The sequence below is a fragment of the Paenibacillus sp. J31R109 genome, from assembly GCF_059692055.1.
In genome coordinates this window covers 714,224-736,233 of sequence record NZ_JCAUAR010000002.1, presented here as the reverse complement: position 1 = coordinate 736,233, position 22,010 = coordinate 714,224, and the positions used below count along the sequence as shown (strand labels likewise).

Annotated in this window: 15 protein-coding genes; 11 read left to right on the top strand and 4 right to left on the bottom strand. The window is 45.3% G+C overall.

Annotated elements, in window-relative coordinates:
• Positions 1-20: 20 nt before the first annotated feature.
• Positions 21-848, bottom strand: a complete 828-nt coding sequence (locus AC58QT_RS09075; RefSeq protein ID WP_497408621.1) for a helix-turn-helix domain-containing protein — start codon at positions 846-848, stop codon at positions 21-23.
• 252 nt (positions 849-1,100) lie between these two features.
• Between AC58QT_RS09075 and AC58QT_RS09070 the strand changes: the two genes are divergently transcribed.
• The 4 genes from AC58QT_RS09070 to AC58QT_RS09055 all read left to right on the top strand — a co-directional run bounded on the left by AC58QT_RS09070 (position 1,101) and on the right by AC58QT_RS09055 (position 9,664).
• Positions 1,101-3,716 (top strand): discoidin domain-containing protein, encoded by a 2,616-nt coding sequence (locus AC58QT_RS09070; RefSeq protein WP_497408620.1) that lies wholly within the window; start codon positions 1,101-1,103, stop codon positions 3,714-3,716.
• Between the two features lie 254 nt (positions 3,717-3,970).
• Entirely contained in the window at positions 3,971-6,259 is a 2,289-nt protein-coding gene (locus tag AC58QT_RS09065; protein WP_497408619.1) for a chondroitinase-B domain-containing protein, read from the top strand.
• Positions 6,260-6,494: 235 nt separating this feature from the next.
• Positions 6,495-7,709 carry a formaldehyde dehydrogenase, glutathione-independent gene (fdhA, locus tag AC58QT_RS09060; protein WP_497408618.1) on the top strand — a complete coding sequence of 405 codons (1,215 nt, stop codon included), beginning with the start codon at positions 6,495-6,497 and terminating at the stop codon, positions 7,707-7,709.
• A 158-nt stretch (positions 7,710-7,867) separates the two neighbouring features.
• Positions 7,868-9,664 carry a MerR family transcriptional regulator gene (locus AC58QT_RS09055; RefSeq protein ID WP_497408617.1) on the top strand — a complete coding sequence of 599 codons (1,797 nt, stop codon included), beginning with the start codon at positions 7,868-7,870 and terminating at the stop codon, positions 9,662-9,664.
• 481 nt (positions 9,665-10,145) lie between these two features.
• Here the strand turns inward: AC58QT_RS09055 and AC58QT_RS09050 are convergent, their stop codons facing one another.
• The gene (locus tag AC58QT_RS09050) at positions 10,146-12,740 is read right to left on the bottom strand and encodes a GH116 family glycosyl-hydrolase (RefSeq protein ID WP_497408616.1); all 2,595 of its coding nucleotides are present in this window, start codon (positions 12,738-12,740) and stop codon (positions 10,146-10,148) included.
• A 150-nt stretch (positions 12,741-12,890) separates the two neighbouring features.
• Between AC58QT_RS09050 and AC58QT_RS09045 the strand changes: the two genes are divergently transcribed.
• The 4 genes from AC58QT_RS09045 to AC58QT_RS09030 all read left to right on the top strand — a co-directional run bounded on the left by AC58QT_RS09045 (position 12,891) and on the right by AC58QT_RS09030 (position 16,963).
• Positions 12,891-13,754: a helix-turn-helix domain-containing protein gene (locus tag AC58QT_RS09045; RefSeq protein WP_497408615.1), complete on the top strand. Its 864-nt coding sequence runs from the start codon at positions 12,891-12,893 to the stop codon at positions 13,752-13,754.
• An 84-nt stretch (positions 13,755-13,838) separates the two neighbouring features.
• Positions 13,839-14,588 carry an IclR family transcriptional regulator gene (locus tag AC58QT_RS09040; protein WP_497408614.1) on the top strand — a complete coding sequence of 250 codons (750 nt, stop codon included), beginning with the start codon at positions 13,839-13,841 and terminating at the stop codon, positions 14,586-14,588.
• A 645-nt stretch (positions 14,589-15,233) separates the two neighbouring features.
• Entirely contained in the window at positions 15,234-16,007 is a 774-nt protein-coding gene (locus AC58QT_RS09035) for an SDR family NAD(P)-dependent oxidoreductase (protein WP_497408613.1), read from the top strand.
• A gap of 47 nt (positions 16,008-16,054) precedes the next feature.
• Positions 16,055-16,963, top strand: a complete 909-nt coding sequence (locus tag AC58QT_RS09030) for a fumarylacetoacetate hydrolase family protein (protein ID WP_497408612.1) — start codon at positions 16,055-16,057, stop codon at positions 16,961-16,963.
• A 66-nt stretch (positions 16,964-17,029) separates the two neighbouring features.
• On the opposite strand, the gene AC58QT_RS09025 is transcribed toward AC58QT_RS09030, so the two are convergent.
• Positions 17,030-17,899, bottom strand: a complete 870-nt coding sequence (locus tag AC58QT_RS09025) for a cupin domain-containing protein (RefSeq protein WP_497408611.1) — start codon at positions 17,897-17,899, stop codon at positions 17,030-17,032.
• 119 nt (positions 17,900-18,018) lie between these two features.
• On the opposite strand from AC58QT_RS09025, the gene AC58QT_RS09020 reads away from it, so the two are divergent.
• Positions 18,019-19,212 (top strand): Gfo/Idh/MocA family protein, encoded by a 1,194-nt coding sequence (locus tag AC58QT_RS09020; protein WP_497408610.1) that lies wholly within the window; start codon positions 18,019-18,021, stop codon positions 19,210-19,212.
• 14 nt (positions 19,213-19,226) lie between these two features.
• Positions 19,227-20,051 carry a sugar phosphate isomerase/epimerase family protein gene (locus AC58QT_RS09015; protein ID WP_497408609.1) on the top strand — a complete coding sequence of 275 codons (825 nt, stop codon included), beginning with the start codon at positions 19,227-19,229 and terminating at the stop codon, positions 20,049-20,051.
• Positions 20,052-20,102: 51 nt separating this feature from the next.
• Here AC58QT_RS09015 and AC58QT_RS09010 read toward each other — a convergent pair whose 3' ends face one another.
• Positions 20,103-20,879 (bottom strand): helix-turn-helix domain-containing protein, encoded by a 777-nt coding sequence (locus AC58QT_RS09010; protein WP_497408608.1) that lies wholly within the window; start codon positions 20,877-20,879, stop codon positions 20,103-20,105.
• 170 nt (positions 20,880-21,049) lie between these two features.
• Between AC58QT_RS09010 and AC58QT_RS09005 the strand changes: the two genes are divergently transcribed.
• A complete protein-coding gene (locus AC58QT_RS09005; protein ID WP_497408607.1) occupies positions 21,050-21,976 on the top strand; it encodes a nucleoside hydrolase in 927 nt (308 codons plus the stop codon).
• Positions 21,977-22,010: the final 34 nt, after the last annotated feature.

The window sequence follows — 22,010 nt, the reverse complement described above, 5'->3', positions numbered from 1 at the left end:
GGTTAAAGTGATGCGATGGTTCATCGCTTACGGTAAGCTCTCGGTGTCATTTGGTGAAATGTTTTGAACACTTTATTGAAATAACTGGCAGAACCGAAGCCGCAAGTCAAGGCAATCTCCGTAATGGATTTTGTCGTGGCGTGCAGCATATGCCCGGCATACTGAAGTCTCAACCGAACGATAAACTCATTTGGAGTTAGACCTGTCACTTCCCTGAATTTGGTATAAAACCATGTTTTCTTCAGGTGTGATTGGGCAATCACAAGGTCCATATCCAAGTCCTCTGACCAATGCGTCATTACATATTCAATCGCCTGAATAATGCCACTGGAAGAGGAATCCTCTTGGGATTGATCTAGGTTATTCGTAACATAATACCTCTGCATGTGAACCAGCATTTGGATCATCAATGTTTGCTGTTGAAGCTCCCAGCCGGGAAGTGCTTGCTTCTCCTCCTCGAGGGCTTCAATGGCCAATCGTTGAACAGCTTGTGCGTAGACGGTATCCGCAGGAATGAGAGGCGAGGTATTCGACATGTAAAAGGGTGTAAGCAAGCTGGAACCTCGCGGCACGAAGCCGACAAAGGAGGGAGAGAAAAGCAACATGATCCAGCGACTAGTCTGTCCCTCTTCTTGAATGAGATTCCAATGCGGTTCAAACGGGCGTAGCAGGAAAATATCTCCTGGTCCTGCATAATAGCAGGCATCTCCAATTTTGTATTTCATCCCTTGATCCAGCGCGATGCTGACCTCAAGTGCATCGTGCATATGTAAATCATGATCAGTGAATTGGGCGAATTTCTCTTGAATCGTGTAACCGGAAGTTAAGGGCATGCGCTCATACTGCATGTGAGTTTCACTCCTTTTTGTATCAAGATTAGTATATCTTTTTTTCGAAATGATGTCTTATCTAAAATGATATAACCAAAGTTCCGTCTGGGTAGATGACCTAGGCGGTTTTTTCTATTCAACATAAAAAAAGACATAGAGGTATAAGTGATGACAATGACAAAGGAAAATTAGGGGAGTAAACTCTAGTGATGATGAGTCCCTGATTTGATTGCTCATGAGTAAGCAACATTAGGAAGGAGAGACACTCGTATGTCAAAGACAGAAGTTATAACGGAGATCAATCTCGCGCTACATCGCAAAGTAACTTGCAGCTCAGAAAGTTCGAATGGGACTGGCCATCAAGCGGTTGATGGTGCCCTTGATACTTGTTGGCAACCATCGAGCTCCGATCGTAGGGAGGATAACCGCGTATGGATCACAGTTGACCTGGGGGATTGCTATGCGTTCAATGTTGTCCAGTTGAAACTGGCGTCCGGTTTCATTCATAGATACCAAATTCTTCATTCTACTGATGGAGAAATTTGGAAGGAAACGTATAGCAGGGAAACGTCGAGAGGTGGCATTCATTCAGACGAACGTGCTCTGTTTCCAAAAGTTAGAGGAAGATATGTCACTTTGGAAGTGGAACTGTTTGATCCGGAGCGGGATGTTCAGCTTATTGAACTTGGTGTCTATGAACGGCTAACGATCCCTTCAGGTCCCTTGTTAGATCGCTTAGTCTGTACGGTTGAAGGTAGCGCTTACGATCAGGACGATACATTTACAGTACTAGTGAACAATCGGGTGAAGTTGGATCTGAGGGGGATTCTAACAGACGGTTCAGATATCTACTTCGATTTTGAGGACATCTCGCTTAGCAGCAGCCACGAGGATGTGGTGAAAGTAGATGAGAATTGGGTAGTAAGCAGTCTCAAGTCAGGCATTTCACAGATAAAGATAAGTGTCACTTTAGACGGGGTGATGAAAGAGGCTAGCTTCTTTATTGATGTAAGTGATCCTACAGAGTGGTTAGTGGATATTAATATGGTACATCCCTCTCTGGTTATGGATATCGGTCAGCCAGCCTTCTTGGAACTTGGTTGTCTATTTCCAGATGTGCATGTGAAACCTACCGAGGCGATGAAGATGGATGTTTCTTTAGTAAACATGACTTTGGAACAGCTGGTTGATCGGCATTCTGAAATTAATGTGGCTTCGGGCATGGCGTCGGTTATTACATTTTCAGGTGAAGTGAGGGAGTCAGGTAAGTTCCGAATAAGCGTTGTCATGGAAATAGAAGGGGAGCGCTTCTTTTATGATGCTTTTTATTTTACCGTTAAGGATCCTCACAGGAATAAAGATGGCCAAAGTGAAATCGTACATATCGACGAGAAGGGGAAACTGGCTTACGTACCTGATTACAAAGGGAATCAGATCCTCGATTTCTCAAATTGCGGTTATGGTGGGGGAGGCGTTGCCTTACCTGATGTGGAGACAGTTATTGTCCTTGAACCTGTGGAAGGAGATAATACGAAACATATCCAGGCAGCGATTGATCAGATAGCTGATTTACCGCTATCTGTCTTAGGTTTTCGAGGTACCGTTCTTTTGAAAAAAGGTGTCTATCCCATCGGCGGTACATTGCAGATTCAAGCAAGCGGCATTGTCGTACGTGGTGAGGGGGAAAGCGAAGATGGAACCCTACTGTATGCCACAGGTACAACACAGCGAAATGTGATTGAAATCAGGGGCGAATCAGTTCCTTGTTTACTGCCCGATACACAGACCTCTATTTGTGATCTTTATGTGCCCACGGGAGCAAGAACGATCCATGTTAGCGATGCATCTTGTTATCAGGTCGGAGACACCGTCAAGGTGCTTCGCTATGGTAATGAACGATGGATTCATGCCATTGGCATGGACGCCATTCGCTTGCGGCCAATTGGAGGGGGAACTGTTCAATGGCTTCCGTTTCAGCTGGAGTTCGATAGAGTGATTACTCATATCGATGGCAATTGCGTGACACTGGACGCGCCTATCGCAAATGCAATTGAAAGCCGCTGGGGAGGCGGGGCATTGATTAAATACGCGGATACGGGCCGTATCGAGCAGATCGGTATCGAGTATTTGAGAGTGGTTGTTTCGTACGATTCAACTATCCATGAATCACGAATCGACGGCAATGAGGGCAGTGAATCTTACCTAGCGGATGAACAGCATGCGATTAATTTTATAGATGTGGACAATGTCAAAAACGCATGGATTCGCAATGTCGTTGGCTTCCATCTCCAGCGTGCACTGGTGCAGGTTGGTCGCTCTGCGAAATGGATAACCATCCAAGATTGTGCAGCCTATGACTTTGTCAGCGTAATTACAGGAGGTCGCCGGTATGCCTTCCATCTCTTGGGTGAATTAACGCTCGTCCAGCGAGCCTTTACGGAAACCGCCAGACATGCTTTTACCGTAGATGCGCGTGTTGCAGGGCCGAATGTATTCCTCGACTGTGAATCACAAAAGGATTACAACTCGAGTGAACCCCATCATCGCTGGTCAGTAGGCTGTCTGTATGACAATGTAAAGGGGCGTATTCATATTCAGGATCGAGGGTGGTTGGGGAGCGGCCACGGATGGTCTGGGGCGAACTATGTCACTTGGAATACCTCCAACGAGCTAGTCTCTCAACAGCCTCCAACGGCTCAAAACTATGCGATTGGACATGTCGGAACGCAAGGTAAGTCACTTCTCCCCAGCCCCTATGATCAACGGCAGCGCAAGGAAGCCTACTGGGAAAGTTTTGGGAGCCATGTCACTCCACGAAGTCTATATACACAACAGTTACTGGACCGTCTCATGGTGAAAGCGTGTGTAAATAAATTGCCCGAATGACTGTAAGTGGTCCATGCAACTGTGCATGGGCTTCTTGGCATGAGCTCTCTTCTAAATTTTGGATAGCCAGTTTAGGTAATGAGGATACATAGTTTCGATTTTGAAGATACAGTTACGATTATGATGATGATTATTTTCAGTGATTTGTATTAAATTGGAGAGGAGTGCACGCACTCAACATCTAGGAAAGGAGTTCAAAGATTCGAGGGATTTCAGTGTCCACTGCGTAAGTAAGATTAAGGGAGGATGTATTTATGAAGAAAGGTAAACAAGTAGGAATGATGATGCTTTTGATGAGTTTGTTGCTTGCTATGATCCCATTCGCAGGTTATGCTGCTGACGCTAAATTGTCGGTCGCACCATCCGGTGTGACGGCGAGTGCGGATGATGGGAACGTGCCTGCCAATACGGTGGATGGAAGCTTAACGACACGTTGGTCAGCAAGTGGAGATGGACAATGGATTAAATATGATTTGGGGTCTGTTAAGAAGGTTTCTTACATTAAAATGGCATTTATAAGTGGGGATACGCGAACATCGAATTTCGATATTCAAACTTCTACGGACAATGTTAATTTTACGACGGTTCAGTCGAATGTGACGAGCAGTTTAACGACAAGCTTGCAGACCTTTGATTTTCCAGATGTAGACCCCGCCCGTTATGTTCGCATAGTTGGACACGGCAATTCTGCAAACTTATGGAATAGTTATACCGAGGTCGAGATTTATGGTGACACTTCTGTAAGCGCTTCCGTAGATGTGAAGTTCTCCGTCTCAGGGTCTAACGTGACCGCAAGCGCGGATGATGGAAATGTCCCAGCTAACACTGTGGATGGGAACTTAACGACAAGATGGTCGGCTAGTGGGAATGGACAATGGATCAAGTATGATTTGGGGTCAAATGTTAAGGTTGCTTTTATAAAAATAGCCTTTGTAAGCGGAGATACACGAACCTCCACTTTTGATATTCAAACGTCCACGGATAATGTGAATTTCTCGACAGTTCAGGCCAATGTGACGAGTTCTCTAAATACAAGCTTACAAACGTTCGACTTCGCAGATGTAGCATCAGCACGTTATGTGCGAATTGTTGGTCACGGCAACTCCAACAACTTATGGAACAGTTACACAGAGGTAGAGATTTATGGTGAGGCTCCTGTGATACCAGGTGTTTCTGTTTCTACATCCGCACAGTTAGCAACCGCCTTAAGCAATGCTTCCGCAGGTACGACCATCGTGCTCGCTAACGGGACATATGCCCAAACAGGACCATTTGTTTTAAGTAACAAAAATGGCACATCGAGCAGTCCAATCACAATTAAGGCAGCAAATGCAGGTCAGGCAATCATTTCTGGTGGTGCGTCGCTTCAAATACAGAATTCATCCAACGTCGTGATCGAGGGATTGAAATTCACAAATTTAGGGAATACGGGACTTCTGTTAGATGGTTCGAATAACATTCGTGTAACTCGAAACCGATTCGCACTGCAAGCCACAGGCAGCACCCTCATCTGGCTTCAGGTTAGTGGCGTCAACAGTCATCATAATCGAATCGACCATAATGATTTTGGGCCGAAGAGTGACACAGATCCACTGATTGCTTATCAAGGCGATAACAATGGAAATATTTCTCAGTATGATGTCATTGAATATAATTACTTTCATGATGTGGGGCCATGGGTAGCAAATGGGAAAGAAACGATACGCCTAGGCTTATCTGGCATCTCTTTGTCCAATGGGTATAATACGATTCAGTACAATCTTTTCGAGAACTGCGATGGCGAACCGGAAATCGTGTCTGTGAAAAGCAGTAACAACACCGTTCGTTACAATACCTTTAAGACTTCCAAGGGGGGACTCACTTCCAGACATGGGCATAACAACTCCTTCTATGGTAACTATTTCCTAGGTGATGGTGTAGAATCAGAACAAGCGGGCATTCGGATATATGGAAATGATCATAAGATTTACAACAATTACATGGAAAATCTAACAGCTAACGCGATCATTTTAGATAATGCTGATTATGATGGCGGTACAGGCGGTTATCCGTCCAATCCATCAGCGGATGACTTGAGAGAACAGTGGAAAATCTACCGAGCCCAAGTCGTCAACAATACGATCGTGAACAGTACGACGGGAATCATCGTTGGTTCTGGCAAACCCTTGGCTCCACAGGATAGCAGAGTAGCGAATAATATTGTAAGAAACTCCACGGGTACGCTGTACAATGAAGTGGGAACTACAAACACAGTCTTCGAGGGGAACATCGGTTACGGAAGCACAGTAAGCAATAACAGTTCGCGGACGACGGCTCAAATTTGGAATACCAACCCCTTATTCACAACGGTAAATGGCTTGCAAAAATTGTCATCCACAAGTCCAGCGATTAATGCTGCAGTCGGAAGCTATACGTATGTGATCGAGGATATGGATGGAGAAGCACGTTCTTCCAATGACATTGGAGCCGATGAGCGGTCTTCAAGCACAACCTTTGGAAAACACCCTATGACAGTAGCAGAAGTTGGACCTAATGCACCATAGATAGTGACGAGTTCGAATGTTGGGATTCGTAATGAGCAAGAGCGCACAGCTTGGCTGTGCGTTCTTGTTGCATTTGTAATCGCTATCAATTTATAGTGTGGGATTGCAGGATTATAGGCAAGAAGGGAGAATAGTATCCTTGTGTTTGCGTTACTTCCGAATTTGTATGATCGAAGACACCTTTTATGAAGGGGACTAACTCAGCATAATTCACGTGTGGGAGGAAGAAGAGAACATGGCAGGAAACAAAGCAGTTGTCTACAGTAAGCCAGGAAGTGTTGAGATTCGTGACACCGATTATCCGGAGTTAGTGCTGAAGGATGGGCCTGGTGTCAATCCCTTGAACGTTGGTAGGAAATGCGAGCATGGGGTGATACTCAAGGTCGTAACAACGAATATTTGCGGCAGTGATCAGCACATGGTGAGAGGTCGGACAACGGCTCCGTCAGGACTCATTTTAGGTCATGAAATAACAGGGGAAGTCATTGAAGTAGGACGCGATGTAGAGTTTATTAAAAAGGGAGATTTAGTATCCGTGCCCTTTAACATAGCCTGTGGTCGTTGTCGCAGCTGTAGAGAGCGGAACACGAATGTATGCTTAAATGTAAATCCAGATCGGCCAGGCTCAGCCTACGGGTATGTAGACATGGGAGGTTGGGTTGGTGGTCAATCGGAATATGTCATGGTGCCATATGCAGACTTCCAATTGCTGAAATTCCCTGACAAAGACAAAGCGATGGAGAAAATACTTGATCTGACGATGCTCTCGGATATTTTTCCGACGGGCTATCATGGCGCCGTTAGCGCTGGCGTTCGACCAGGTTCAACGGTATATGTAGCTGGTGCGGGTCCTGTTGGTCTTGCAGCGGCACACTCCGCACAACTGCTTGGAGCAGCCGTGGTTATTGTTGGAGATCTGAATGCTGAGCGCTTAGCACAAGCAAAAAGCTTTGGCTGTGAGACCGTTAATCTCCGCGAAAATGCAGATTTAGCAGGACAAATCGATCAGATTCTCGGCTCGCCTGAAGTAGATTCCGCTATCGACTGTGTCGGATTCGAAGCACATGGTCATGGCAAAGCACATGGCGAAGCGCCTGCGACGGTGCTTAATTCCATCATGGAAGTAACTCGCGCGGGCGGAAGTCTGGGGATACCTGGACTCTATGTAACTGGTGACCCGGGTGCCGTGGATGAAGACTCCAAAATTGGCACATTAAAGATCCGTTTCGGACTGGGCTGGGCAAAATCACACACATTTGTAACGGGGCAAACACCAGTTATGAAATACAATAGAGACCTGATGATGGCGATTCTCAGCGGCAAAGCACAAATCGCCAAAGCGGTTAATGCGACTCTTATCTCCTTGGCAGAGGCGCCGCAAGCGTACCAAGAATTTGATCGTGGTGTTTCTCGCAAATTTGTTATTGATCCACACGGACTTGTAAAATAATTCCATTTAATAATGTCGAGGCTGGCCCGAATAGGGACAGCCTTTTTGCGATGCGAACAATTTGATACATTCATTGTCATTTGTATAGAGTCCTGAATACCATGTTATAGATGCCTAAGCCTACGGGATACAAGAAGAAAGGATATGATCGTTAACAAATGAAAAGGACATACAAAGTCAATGAGATCGCACGTTCCATTCGAAAAACGCAAGCGACTGTCGTAGAATGGTCCAAACAATTTGCTGATTTTCTTCCGTCTACCGCTGTTGGAGGAAGCTTAAGATATACAGAAGAAGCAGTCGAAGTCTTTCGAGTAATTGCCAAATTAAAAGATGCCAATAAATCTCTTAAGATGATAAACGAACATTTATTGGAAATGAGCCTAAAAGGAAATCATCCGCAAAGTGGTGAAGCGATTCTTGTTACTCCGACACCTGCCGCTGATCAGGAATTGAACGTACCCCCAGTAGACAACATAGCGAACCCGCTAGTAAGCAATGAAATCTTGGAATTACGTAATCTGGTCCAGTTTTTAACGCAAAAAATAGAAGCCAATAAAACGCCAAAACGCATAAACGAACAGGTAGAAGAAAGTCCAATGGTTAGCATATCTTCACTTGCAAGTGGTAGACAAGTAGCGCCTACTAAAAATTATGTCAATGTTCTGTTCGATGAGCTTTCGAATGAGGTCGCGGAACTTCGCAATATTGTCCTTACATTTATGGAAAAGATGATCGAAGTCACGACGGATGCAAATCAAGATGAACGGTTAACCAATATGGCTGACTCATTAAATCTTCAATTCAATGGTATTTCCGAAGAAGTTGCTGAGCTGCGTAATATCATTAAAGTTTTTACTTACAAAGTGGCTGAAGTGATTGAGCAAGACGACAGCAATGAGGTTGCCGCTAATGTGGATGTACTCAACACGCAATATAAAAGTGTATCAGATCAGGTTACTGAACTGCAGCATGTGCTCTATACGGTTCAGCCCAAGTTGATTGAGACGCTTGAACATGAGCTCAAAGATGAAATGCTAGCCGTGACAAAGGAGCAACAAGACCAACAAGAACAACAAGTGCAACAGCACGGAAGCATTACGAAGCTAGAGGATGAGCTCCAAGAACTCACTACCATTCAGCTCAAAATGACAGAGGCGCTGGAGCAGAGTTTTCGAGTAGAATTACTCGCAGCAACAACGGAGTTACAGACGCAACTGCATGAAAGTGTCTCGACTTTGGCACAGGAGTTTCAAGAGCTTAATAACGTTCAGCTAAAAGTAACAGAAACGCTGGAGCACAATCTGAGAGGCGAAATGCTTGCAGCGACAACAGAGTTAAATGAGCAGCAGAAGCAGCTGCAGGAAAGTGTCGCAACGTTGACACAAGAGCTCCAAGAGTTCTACACCGTTCAACCCAAAGTGATCGAGGCTCTGAAACAAAATATCAAAGGTGAGTTTCAGGTTACGACAAGTGAATTGCAAGCACAGTTTCATGAAGGTGTCTCGGCATTAGAGCAAGAACTGCAAGAGTTTTATACCGCTCAACCCAAAATCACAGAAGCTTTGGAGAAAAACATTCGAAATGATATAGAGTCAGTGACAGGCGAGTTGAAACAACATCTTACCGAAAGTATCACGACGATGGAGCAGGAACTCCAAACCGTTCAACCCAAGATCACACAAGTGTTGGAGCAAAATCTCAGAAATGAAATGCATGCAGTGACCTATGAATTGCGAAAGCAGTATAAGGAAAGTATCACAGAGTTAGAGCAAGATATGCGTAACAATTATGCTATTAATTCCCAGAAATTAACTGAGCTGATTGAACAGGCAGTTAACAGTCAAGTTGTTAACAATGAAGAAGTACTAAACAATCGATTTGATACGATCACGATACAATTGTCATCCCAACAACGATTGCTTGATAAGTTAGCGAAGTTTCTGGGGATTTAGTGACTAGGTAGAGAAGTGGCCAAAGGAGTGCCGTAACTCGAAAAAATCGAGTTACGTAAGGTGAAAGTGGCCAAAGGAGCAACGTAACTCGAAAAAATCGAGTTACGTAAGGTGAAAGTAGCCACAGGAGCACCGTAACTCGAAAAAATCGAGTTACGCGAAGCGAAAGTAGCCATATGAGCAACGTAACTCGAAAAAATCGAGTTACGTAAGGCGAAAGCAGCCAAAGGAGCTGCGTAACTCGAAAAAATCGAGTTACGTAAGGTGAAAGTGGCCAAATGAGCAACGTAACTCGAAAAAATCGAGTTACGTAAGGTGAAAGTAGCCAAAGTAGCACCGTAACTCGAAAAAATCGAGTTACACGCCGCGATGACAGCCAAAGTAGCACCCCTCCAGTAACATCACAAAAGCCTCCAACCCCCACGCTAAGTGGAATTGGAGGCTACTTGCTGTATTGGGCATCACACGATACCAAACTAGTCTAGCGGAATGTAAGAATAAGTGATGATTTTGACGCCATGTTGAGCAGTGATAACAGCTGAATGCCATCGTCGAATCTTTCAAAGGCTAGGTTAACCCCATCATGCTGCACGTGTTGAATCGATGGCAATTCCGCCATAGGAAGCTTCAATTGGCTCAACTCCAGCTTACCGCCCAGCACCTGTATGTGAATCTGCTCGGCCGTTTGCTCATACGTTCCCCAGCCCATATCCAGGGACCACACGGTTCGGAAATGACCCTCGACCAGTTGTGCGGGACGGAAGCCAATCATCTTACAGACCATGTTATATTCAAAACCGCTAAAAGCCTGAATCAAAGCGTAACTCGCCATAGATCGGGCGTAGTTGCTTCCACACTCGATCTCATTCCATGGATTTCGTTTCTCGCCGTCATAACGATCCCGGATTGCTACAACGATGGAGACGCCTTCCTCGATAAAACCTTCTTGAATCATGTGCGAGGCAGCCTGGTATTCAAATCCCGTCATGGTTTCCGAGTTGTAAGTCAATGGAATAGAAGGCTTGCTCACGCCATTCGGCCATGTGCAGATAACAAGACCACCCTCGTCATTGAGTGCGTACAACCGCCACGTATTCGCTTCTTGTCGCATGCTGGATTTGAAGTTGTGCTGATACAACGATTTCAAAGCGATTCGCGTCTGTTTCTTATCAAAAATCTCACCTAAACCGCACAGATTGGCATGCCATTGGGCGATGACCTGATCAATGACGCAGCCTTCGGCGATCTGATATTTGATTTCGCAAGTCTCCTTATTCCAATAACTACTAATGGTTTCTTCATCAAAAGAATCAAGAACTTTTTGATCTGTTAAATCAATCTGTTGTACATAGTAAGAACCGTTAAACAAATGCGCATCAACCCAAGCTTTACCGGTTTCAAAAATCTGCATGTAGGTATCGGCTGACTTTACATCGTCTAAAAATGAGGCCATTTCTGCACCTGCCTTGAGGGCAGCCAAATAAAATCCGCTTAGCCAGGAGTTGGCACCATAAAGCTCCATGTCTAAGGTGTGATGCTGGCGGCCTGTGAGAACACCTTTCTTCTCAGGGTCCCATTTATCTTCGTTCGTGTCAGCCCAGGCATACTCAATCGATTGTTTGACAGCGGGCCAAATCGAGCGCAACCACGCGGTATCCCCCGATATTTTCCATTCGCGATACGCTTTCAGCACACCTCCGAATTGACCGTCCGCGCAGGCACGGTAGTTATTTCGCTCTCGTCCAAGCGGCAGCATCAATCGAAAGGACATCCGGCCATCCTCGCGTTGATTGTACGTGAAATCCAGATCGCGCATGCTGCGCTCCAAGGAAGGGAACAGAAAAGGCAAGGCATAAGCATAGTTCCACACATGGGTGCACGAGCCTTCACAACAACCGGTATCTGCAATGGAGCCCTCAAATCCATAGAAGGAACCATCTTGCAGACGTAGACTGGTCGCTGTTTTGATAACAGAAAGATTAGCCGAAACGGCGTCAAGCACAGCAGCTGGCAAAGTAGATGAGAATAACGCTTCCTTAAAAGCTAGCGTGTCTCCATACAGGCGATCCCAATGGTTAAAAGCGTACTGTGCAGTCGACTGAGAATCTTGGAACAGTGTCGCATAGTAATTGTGCCAACTATTGGGGCCAGATGGGTTAGGGTTCCAATAATTAACGACCTGTGGGAAATGCCAGGAGATCGTGAAGCGGATCTTTTCCTTCTGCCCAGGTAACAACGTAATATGTCCGGCTAACGATGCCGTGTCTTTTCGGTGCGGTGGGCGCTCATCTTCCTGGTATTGTCTATTCTTGAATGGTCCGGGTTGAGTGAAATCATGCCAGAACATTTCCAGATTATCGCACCATTCTCCGCGGTACCAAAACTCCTGATAACTAACATTGGCGGTATCCGTAGCGATCGTAATATCCCCGTATTGAGGATCTTCACGGTTGAATGGATTGGAACTCAGCTTAATCATATGTAATTCGCGATCATGTTCACCATTCGAATGGTGGTAGGTGTGAATGATTTTCTCAGTTGGCTGTGGATTACTTGCCGATAGGCATATCGTATACGTAAGAATACTTTCCGTTGTGTTTGCAATCTCCCATTCGAAGAAGGCAGCAGGTAGGCTTGAATCATCCGCCTGGAGCGGGATCAAGGGATTATAAGCGATTAATCGAACATTGCCAGGGAAAGCTGGCTCTGCGAAAGTCATTTCGGCCAAAGGAAATTCCCCTTGAAACGTTACCTCTTGAAAATGAGGCATACCAGCCATCGTCTGGCTCTCCGGGCCAAATCCATATCCACTATGCAAAGCTCCACCGCGGATATATTCACCCATATAGGGGGCTTGCATATCGCCTTGCAGCACGCGTGCATCGACAACCCTACCATCGCGCTCTGCTTTAATAGCGAAGTGGCTAAAACCGTTAAAACTCTTCTTGTTCGGTCGATTGAAGATTTCCCAATCGACCAGTTGGCCGTTGCCTGCAAGGCCAATGCTTCCACTGCCAATTCCACCTAAGGGAAAACTGATTTCCCTTGTTTTAAGGCCTTTATACATGTTTTTCATACCTTCAACCTCACTTCAGTAAATGGTATACTAATACCCATATCGCATCTTTAGTATAAGGGAAGGGCAGGAATATGCCTTTGTAAATTACACGCATTTGTAGGGTGAAAAACGACTGAAATGTTTCTTCGGAAAAGAGGGTTCTGACAGATGATTCTTGATCATTACGCGATAGCTCCCTATATTCGTATTGCTGATTATGCGATACGTCCGCCTTTTTTTCTAGGTGAACGCAATTTATTGGATTATATTATTTTTTATGTGCAAGAAGGTCAATTCGAGATACAGATCAATGGACAGGAACATGTCTTGAAAGAAGGCGATTTATGTCTCTTCCAGCCTGGTGATCTACATACGATCAAAGGACTCAACAATACCATTAACCCGTATGTTCATCTCGATTTTTTCTATAATGTGCACCGAGAAGAAAGCTTTGTGACGCGGCCTGGACAATTGGACATGATGCCTTACAGTGCATACTCGCAACCCCGATTGCACGAGTGTACGGAGATTCGTATGCCATTTCGGATAGAGACTTCTCAACCTAATAAAATGAGGGATCTTGTTTTGAAAATGATTGAATGCTGGCAATTACAGACCTACTTGGGAATCATGGAAGCGAATCAGCTAGCGAATGAGTGGATCACGCTCGTATTTAAGCAGTACATGAAGCCGCAATCTCCCCAGCGAACACATCAGCCATTTCTAAACTGGATTACCTCTTACTTTGCATTTCACTTGTCTGAACCCATAACCGTTGCGGATATGGCTCAAAGAGCTGGTTTATCTTCGTCCCGATTTAACGTGCTTTTCAAGCAGCATTTTCAACAGACACCTTATCAATATTTGATGAATTTGCGAATAGAACATGCCTTAGAGTTATTAAAGGAAGATGTTTCGATTCAAAAGGTGAGCGAGTATTGTGGATTTACCGATGTGCATCACTTTTCGAAAGCATGTAAAGCTGTCACTGGGATTACGCCTGGTGCACATCGCAGGAGAGTGAATCCATGAAAAGTTGCACGGACTTACACCTGCTCGTACTTTATGTTATCATCGAATGAAAAAGTCTGTTAGTAGAGTCTGTGAGGGTCGAACATGGAACGAAAATATTGGGTCCCAGCACTAGAAAGAGCACAAGACGTGCTGCAGTTAGTTGCTGCTGGTCCTTCAAAGTTAAAATTAATGGATTTGAGTGCAGCGACGGGCATTAATAAAAGCACGATGTTTTCTCTTTTACATACGATGGAAACCTTGAATTGGGTGATCAAAGAAAAAGGAGATACCTATGCATTGGGTTCCTTCTTTGGAATGATTGGCCACGCATACTTCTCTGGCATGTCGCTGGTGAAGTTATTCGAAGAGAAGGCAAGCCGCTCGGTGGAACGACTTGGTGAGACCATTCAGTTGGGTCGCTTGGAGAAAGGCGAGCTCGTCTATTTGGCCAAGAAAGAGGGAGCAACGCAAGTTCGGCTCATCTCTGAGCCTGGCATGCGTTTGCCAGCGTATGCAACGGCAATGGGCAAAGTATTGCTTGCTGCGATGACAGATAAGCAGGTGCTCTCCTACTATGAGGAAAGCAGCTTCCAAAGCTATACGCCGAATACGGTTCAAAACGGAGGGGAGCTGCTTGTTCAGCTCCGAATTGCTAGAGAGAACGGCTACGCGGTCGATCAAGAAGAAGTTGTACTTGGATTTTGCTGCATCGCTATGCCGATTCTTGATCGCAACGGTGAGTCGATTGCCGCAGTTAGCTGCTCCATGCCTGTCCATCAATGGACGGTAAAACAAGATTTGGCCAAGCAAGAGATGAAACTGCTGGCGCACGCGTTGTCAGCTGTTTTTTAAGATAGCTAAACCAGTTCGGAAATATAGTCCGTATTTACCGCTCTAATTGTGCGCAAAAGCGTCGCCGGCGCAGCCAGTTGCTTGCTAGCGCACAAAAATTGTGCGCAAGAGCGCCGCCGCCGCAGGCAGTTGCTTGCTAGCGCACAAAAATTGTGCGCAATGGCGTCGCCGGCGCAGCCAGTTGCTTGATAGCGCACAAAAATGGTGCGCAAGAGCGTCGCCGCCGCAGGCAGTTGCTTGCTAGCGCACAAAAATTGTGCGCAAGAGCGCCGCCGCCGCAGGCAGTTGCTTGCTAGCGCACAAAAATGGTGCGCAAGAGCGTCGCCGCCGCAGGCAGTTGCTTGCTAGCGCACAAAAATTGTGCGCAAGAGCGTCGCCGGCGCAGCCAGTTGCTTGCTAGCGCACAAAAATGGTGCGCAAGAGCGTCGCCGGCGCAGCCAGTTGCTTGCTTGCGCAAGACGGCAAATTCGAACTATTGCAGAGGGTGTCCCAAAAGCCAATATAATGGCGCGGGGCACCCTCTTTTCCATTTCCATACTAGTCCTCATTTTTGTTCATTGACGAGACTGAAAGCGGATGCTAAACTTAATTTATAATTTATATATTAAACTAAGTTTATTATAATAAACTAAGAGGTGAATCTAAATGAGACTACAGAATAAGGTTATCATGATTACAGGTGCTGGTTCGGGGATTGGGAAAAGCACAGCGCTGCTTTTTGGACAACATGGTGCACATGTGATCGTAAATGATTTGGATGCCATCAAAGGTGCAGAAACGGCTTCCGAAATCGAAGCTAACGGTGGTAAAGCACTCTTTTTGCAAGCAGATGTGACCGATCCGGAATCCGTTAAGGCGATGGTTGACCGAGCAATCGAAGCATGCGGGCGAATAGATGTGCTTTTTAATAATGCGGGAATTAGCGGCGTTGGTGCTCTTCATGAGCTAGAGCCGGACCAATGGGATCGCGTCATTCGTGTGAATATTCGTGGCGTCTTTCTGCCATCCAAATACGTCATTCCTTACATGATGGAGAAACGCAGCGGGTCGATTATTAACATGTCCTCCTGCATTGCGGAGATTGGCTTGGCTCGCCGAGCATCGTATGCAGCGACCAAAGGAGCGGTACTGGCGTTGACGAAATCGATGCAAGTCGATTATGCGCCTTACCAGATTCGTGTGAATGCCCTCTTGCCGGGCACAATTTTAACACCTTTTGTTGAGAATTATTTGAAAACCTCTTATGATGATCCTGAGGCTGCAATTGCCTCTCTGAAAAGTAGACAGCTTAGCGATGAACTCGGTACGCCGGAGGATGTTGCGCAAGCCGCGTTATTCCTTGCTTCGGATGAATCCAAATTCATGATGGGCTCGCCTTTGTACATTGATGGTGGTGCTGTGTTTGGTAAGAATGCGTAAATAAGCATGATTGAAATCAATTAACGGAAGAGAGAGGAAGTTCCCTAATGAAACTCGTCACAATTGATCAAGCCGGTAGTCTTCATCTAGGTGTGAAGCTGGAGCGTTATGTATTGGATATTAACGAGGCGTTGAAAGGATTCCCGGAAGAAGGGCTTCCAACGGATATTATGTCTGTTATTGGTAATGCTGCAACCGCGATCCCTCAGTTGGAGAGATACATAGCAAGAGTCGTGGAGGAAGTGACAGAGGGCAGTTCATACCTTTTGGAAGAATCCGAAGTGACATATGGCCCCTGTGTGACGCATCCAGGCAAAATCATCTGCGTAGGCTTAAATTATCGCAAGCATGCCGAAGAGACCAATGCGGCAATCCCGCAATATCCGATTTTATTTAATAAATTCAATAATACGATTACTTCGCATGGCGACGACATTCCGCTTCCGAATCGCGTTACGAGCCAAGTCGATTATGAAGCTGAGCTGGTTATCGTGATTGGGAAAGAGGCTAAGTATGTAGCCAAGGAGCAAGCATTGAGCCACGTACTTGGTTACTGCAATGTAAATGATTTGTCGGCCCGTGATTTGCAAATGCGCACCCAACAATGGTTGTTAGGGAAATCTTGCGATAAATTCAGTCCGCTTGGTCCTTACTTGGTCACGGCTGATGAGGTGGGAGATCCGAATCAGTTGACGATCAAATGCACGGTGAACGGGGAAACGAGACAAAATTCGCATACGTCCGATATGATTTTCCACTGCGATGAAATCGTCAGCTATATTTCCCAGCATATGACGCTGTCGCCTGGTGATATCATTTTGACTGGAACGCCTGAAGGGGTAGTTCTCGGTAAGCCGGTTGATCAACGCGTATATTTGAAGCATGGGGACGTCGTTACGATTGAAATTGAGAAATTAGGTGCACTGACCAACCGTATGGTGGATGAGCAATTATAGACTTTTTATATGTTGAAAAAGAGAGAAGGCAGCCTGCGGGCTGCCTTTTTTTCGTTCATAAATGAATCACGATTCCCGCATATGTCTGCTTTCCTGTATGCTGACCTGCTTCGCATAGTGTTTCGGCAGAACGCCTGCTTTTTTCTTAAACATACGTAAAAAGCCGGTATAGTCGTTAAAGCCAGAACCTAAGCAAGCCTCTGTCACGTTAGCCCCGTCTTTTAGTAGTTTTTTGGCAAGCGCAATGCGTTTATACACGATGTATTCGTGGATGGTACTGCCGGTATGCTTTTTGAATAGACGACTGAGATGGTAACGGCTGATATAGAACTTCTTTTCCAACAATTCGAGAGATAAATCTTCTGCCAAATGCTGATTCAGATAAGCAAGGATGGGAGTCAAGCGAACGGGTAAGCCTACACCAAGCTCTTTCTCGTTGTTCGTCTCAAAATAACGCTGCACAAGCGAAATGATTTCTAAGAGATAACCTAGCTTAAGCAACGTATCACCAGCACTGGGATGTTTGTTTGCGTAATCATATTTGTGAAATAAATCAACCAAGGAAGATGTTTCCTGTTCGGTGAGGGAGATTTTATTATTTTCGCCAAGAGGGCGATTATAGAAGCATTGTAAGGGAAGAAGGGTTTCCGTTTGAAAATATGCCAGTAATGCAGGGTTAAATTCAATCGTAACACGCTCATACATGGCATCAGTGGTTAAGGCAGGCTTGTGAATTTCGTGTTCATTCGTAATGATCAGATCACCATACTGTAAAGGATACACCGTTTTCTCTACAAAATAATTCACGTCTCCTCGGATGAGGAAGAAAATTTCACAGCCCTTATGCAAATGGAAATGAACATTAAAGGGTGGTTTTCTAGTGGCATGCTGGAAATGCACATGTTGATCGAATTGTGCCAAATACGTTGAAATCATCGGCAATCCCTCTTTCACTGAGCAAGATTATCCATATCTGAGGCAATTTCTTCAAGGAAGTAGTAATTAGAATGATATAGGATGAAGGTGAGATATTCAATATAGAGGAGGGAATCTGAATGAGTACTACGAAAATTAAATTTGGGCTTGTTGGGATTGGCAACATTGGCAAGACGCATCTGAAATATTTGGCTGAAATGGAAAATGTGACGTTAGAAGCTGTCTGTGATGTGGATCAAGCGAAGGCAGACCAGTTTGCAAGCACTTATGGGGTGAAAGCCTTTTATAACGCTAGTGAAATGTTAGCGCATTCAGGTATCGATGTCGTCATCATTGCCGTTCCGCATTATGATCATCCTGTGATAGCTATTGAAGCTTTTGAACGAGGCATTCATGTCATGTGTGAGAAGCCCATCGCTGTGCATGTGAACGATGCGAATCGCATGATTGACGCCTACGAAAAGGCAAAGCTGATTTATCCTAATCTACAGTTCGCGATCATGTTCCAAGAAAGAACGCTGCCGTTCTATGCGAAGCTGAAAGAAATTGTGGGAAGCGGCGAACTAGGTCAATTAACGCGTGCCACATGGATTCATACGAAGTGGTTTCGTTCCCAATCGTACTACAATAGCGGTGGATGGCGTGCGACTTGGGCTGGTGAAGGCGGCGGCATTCTTACGAACCAGTGTCCACACACACTTGATATGTATCAGTGGCTGTTTGGCTTGCCAGCGATGATTTCGGGGCATGCCCATATCGGGAAATATCATGATATTGAAGTAGAGGATGAGGTCACAGCTTATTTGGAACATGCCAATGGGATGATTGGACATTTGATCGTAACAACGGCCGAGTTGCCTGGAACGAATCGTCTGGAAATCGTGGGAGATCTGGGGAAACTGTTGCTTGAGAATGGCAAGCTGCTCTATTACAAGTACCCCCAATCCATGCTTACCTTTACCAGAGAGACTGAGCAGCAATTCGCATCATGGGAGATTGAACCCATCGAGGTTGCCGTAGACACCTCAGTTCCGAGCGGGCATGCCATCGTGACAAGGCGGTTGGTGGATCGATTGCTTGGCTTACAAGTGGACTTAATTGCTGAAGGTCCGGAAGGTTTGGGCGCGTTGACATTGGCGAATGGTATTATGTTATCTTCCTTTGAGAAGCGTCCGGTATCTGTTCCGTTAGATGGTGTTGCGTTCTTGGCTCATTTGAATGAAAAGATTCGCACATCCAGTTTCATTAAAAAAGTGAATCAAGCAACCGAGGTGGCCGTAGATATGTCGGCTTCATTCGGGAGTACGAAATAAGAGGAGGAAACGACATGTTAAAAGTAAAAGTAACGTGTTTCGCGGACGAAATCTCGCATGATTTGGAAGAGCAGCTGGACGTACTTACTCAGGAGGGGCTTGCTAATCTCGAGCTTCGCAACGTATGGGGGAAAAATGTGTTGGACTTAAACGAAGAGGAGTTACAGTCCATACGAAGCATTCTAGATCAGCGAGGATTTACCGTTTCTTCCATCGCATCGCCAATAGGTAAATACGCTGTGACAGATGATTTTGCACCAGAATTGGCCGCCATGCAGCGTGCCATCCATGCGGCACATGCTGTAGGTACACCCTATATCCGAATCTTCTCGTACTATACGAAGGACCTCGATTTAGATGCATGCAGGGATGAAGTTCTAAGCAGAATGAAGCAGCTAACTAAGCTTGCGGAACAGGCGAATGTCATTCTCCTCTTAGAAAATGATAATCATTTGTATGGCTCAAAGGATGACCGTGTTTTGGACATTTTGCAGCATTGTAACTCCAACTCGCTTCGCTCGGCATTCGATCCCGGAAATTTCGTTATGAATAAAGTGAAACCCGCAGACGAAGCCTATCCGAAATTGCAGTCATACTTGGCCTATGTGCATGTGAAAGATGCGACGAATGAGCCGCATCAATTCGTTCCTGCTGGTGCAGGTGCAGGACAACTTCCTGAGCTGTTGCTTCAATTGCGTGAGGCTCAATTTACGGGCTATCTTTCCGTCGAACCTCATCTGCATCATTATTTACCCCATGCTAGTAATCCCAAACGCGTAGTAACCGCAATTCGTGCCTTAAAGGACCTGCTCGCTCGAGCAGAAATGGCATGGGAGTAAGCAATATTATAAGCAACATCAGATTCGTAATAGCTTTCAATGGGCCGGGCACTAGCTGCTCGGCTCTTTGTTTGTCGAAGGGGCCACTTGTATCCGATATCGGCGAGGTGAGAATCCGGTAGCTTTTTTAAAAAGGGAGCAAAACTGCGTGTCATTGGAGAATCCACAGTCATTAGATACGGCAGAAATCGAGAGATCTGTTTGCTGCAATAGACGTTTGGCTAACTCAAAACGCTTGGACATCACATATTGCATAGGGGAGAGTCCGTATTTTTCTTTAAAGAGATGCCGGAATCGATCATAGCTATAACCAACCAATTCGGCTAAGAGGTCAACACTAATCTTCTGATTTACATTCTCATCGATGTAATTTTTGGCGTAAATGACCTTATCAACAGAAGGTTCAGAGGAAGTGAATTCATCATAGCGAAGGAGTTCGATAACCAATTCGCCAACAAGATGATTCAGTTTAGCGGAATAGAAGGAGCGTTTATGCTGCATCTCAATAAGCATTCTTTGCAGTAAAGCAAGGATAGTTCCATCTGTTTGGTCGCGATACAAGCCTTCCCGGAGGGCATACCGACCTAGCTCTACTTGAAATCCGATAAACAAAACATCGCTGTCTGTCGTATGTTTTTCATCGTGCAAGGTATGAGGTTTGATTAAGGTGAAGGTATCACCTTGAAAGTCGTAGGTATAGTCTCCGATCCGAGTTGCGCCGTTCCCTTGCAAATAATAAACCAATTCATAGCATTGATGTCGATGCGGGATGACCGTCTGATGCGCTAGCCGAGTCGTTCGAAAAAGAAAATCCAAATGCCCAATCATGGTAGTTTGTCCTTTCACTTTAATAATCGTATAGATAGCCGAATCATATAAAAAATAAGCCGATCTATGATAAAAATATAGCACGAATATAGGTAGAATAGCTCTATATACCAAAGAATGTACACAAGATGAACAGCCACATTATGATACAAAAAGTGAGGAGATGTGCCATGGAATTTCCATTGATATCGGATGAGGAACGTATCCAACGATTGAAATCGAAGTCTGGCAAGATACGAATGGTATTGGATACGGATACGTTTAATGAGATTGATGATCAATTTGCTGTTGTTTATGCCTTGCAATCGCCTGAACGCCTGCAAGTAGAGGCTTTCTATGCAGCGCCGTTTTTTAATGATTTGTCGTCAGGGCCTAAGGATGGTATGGAAAAGAGTTATCAGGAGCTGCACAAAATTGTATCTCTGATGGCACGCACAGACATTCCTATTTATAAAGGGTCTGAGACTTATTTGCCAGGTCCTGAGACACCGGTAGAGAGTGAAGCAGCGCGTAATATGGTGGAACGAGCGATGGCATCCTCGCCGGAAGACCCCTTGTATGTTGTAGCGATTGGCGCGATAACCAACGTGGCTTCCGCCCTCCTTATGGAGCCTCACATCATCGCGAACATCGTGGTTGTGTGGCTTGGCGGCCATGGGCTACACTGGTCGCATACACGTGAATTTAACTTGGAGCAAGATATCCATGCGGCACGTGTTATTTTGGATAGCGGTGTCCCACTCGTGTTAATTCCTTGTATGGGTGTGGCTTCTCATCTACAAACGACGTTATCGGAGATGAAAGATTTTGTGAAGGATGCAGGGGAGATCGGTGCGTATTTGTATGAGACGTTCCGACAAGTTCATCCTGATCACTATGCCTATTCCCGTGTGATATGGGACATTTCAACAATTGCTTATCTCGTTAATGAAAAGAGTACACCGAGTGTACTTCTCGCAAGTCCGATTGTATCCGATGAGGCAAGATGGAGCCAAGATCCGTCACGACATCTCATACGGTACGTCCATCATATTAATCGTGATCTTGTATTCCGAGATTTGTTCCGTAAGCTAAGGGATGATTTAAAGACACAATAACGATTTGTCTTTTATTCGAGAACAGGCGTATACT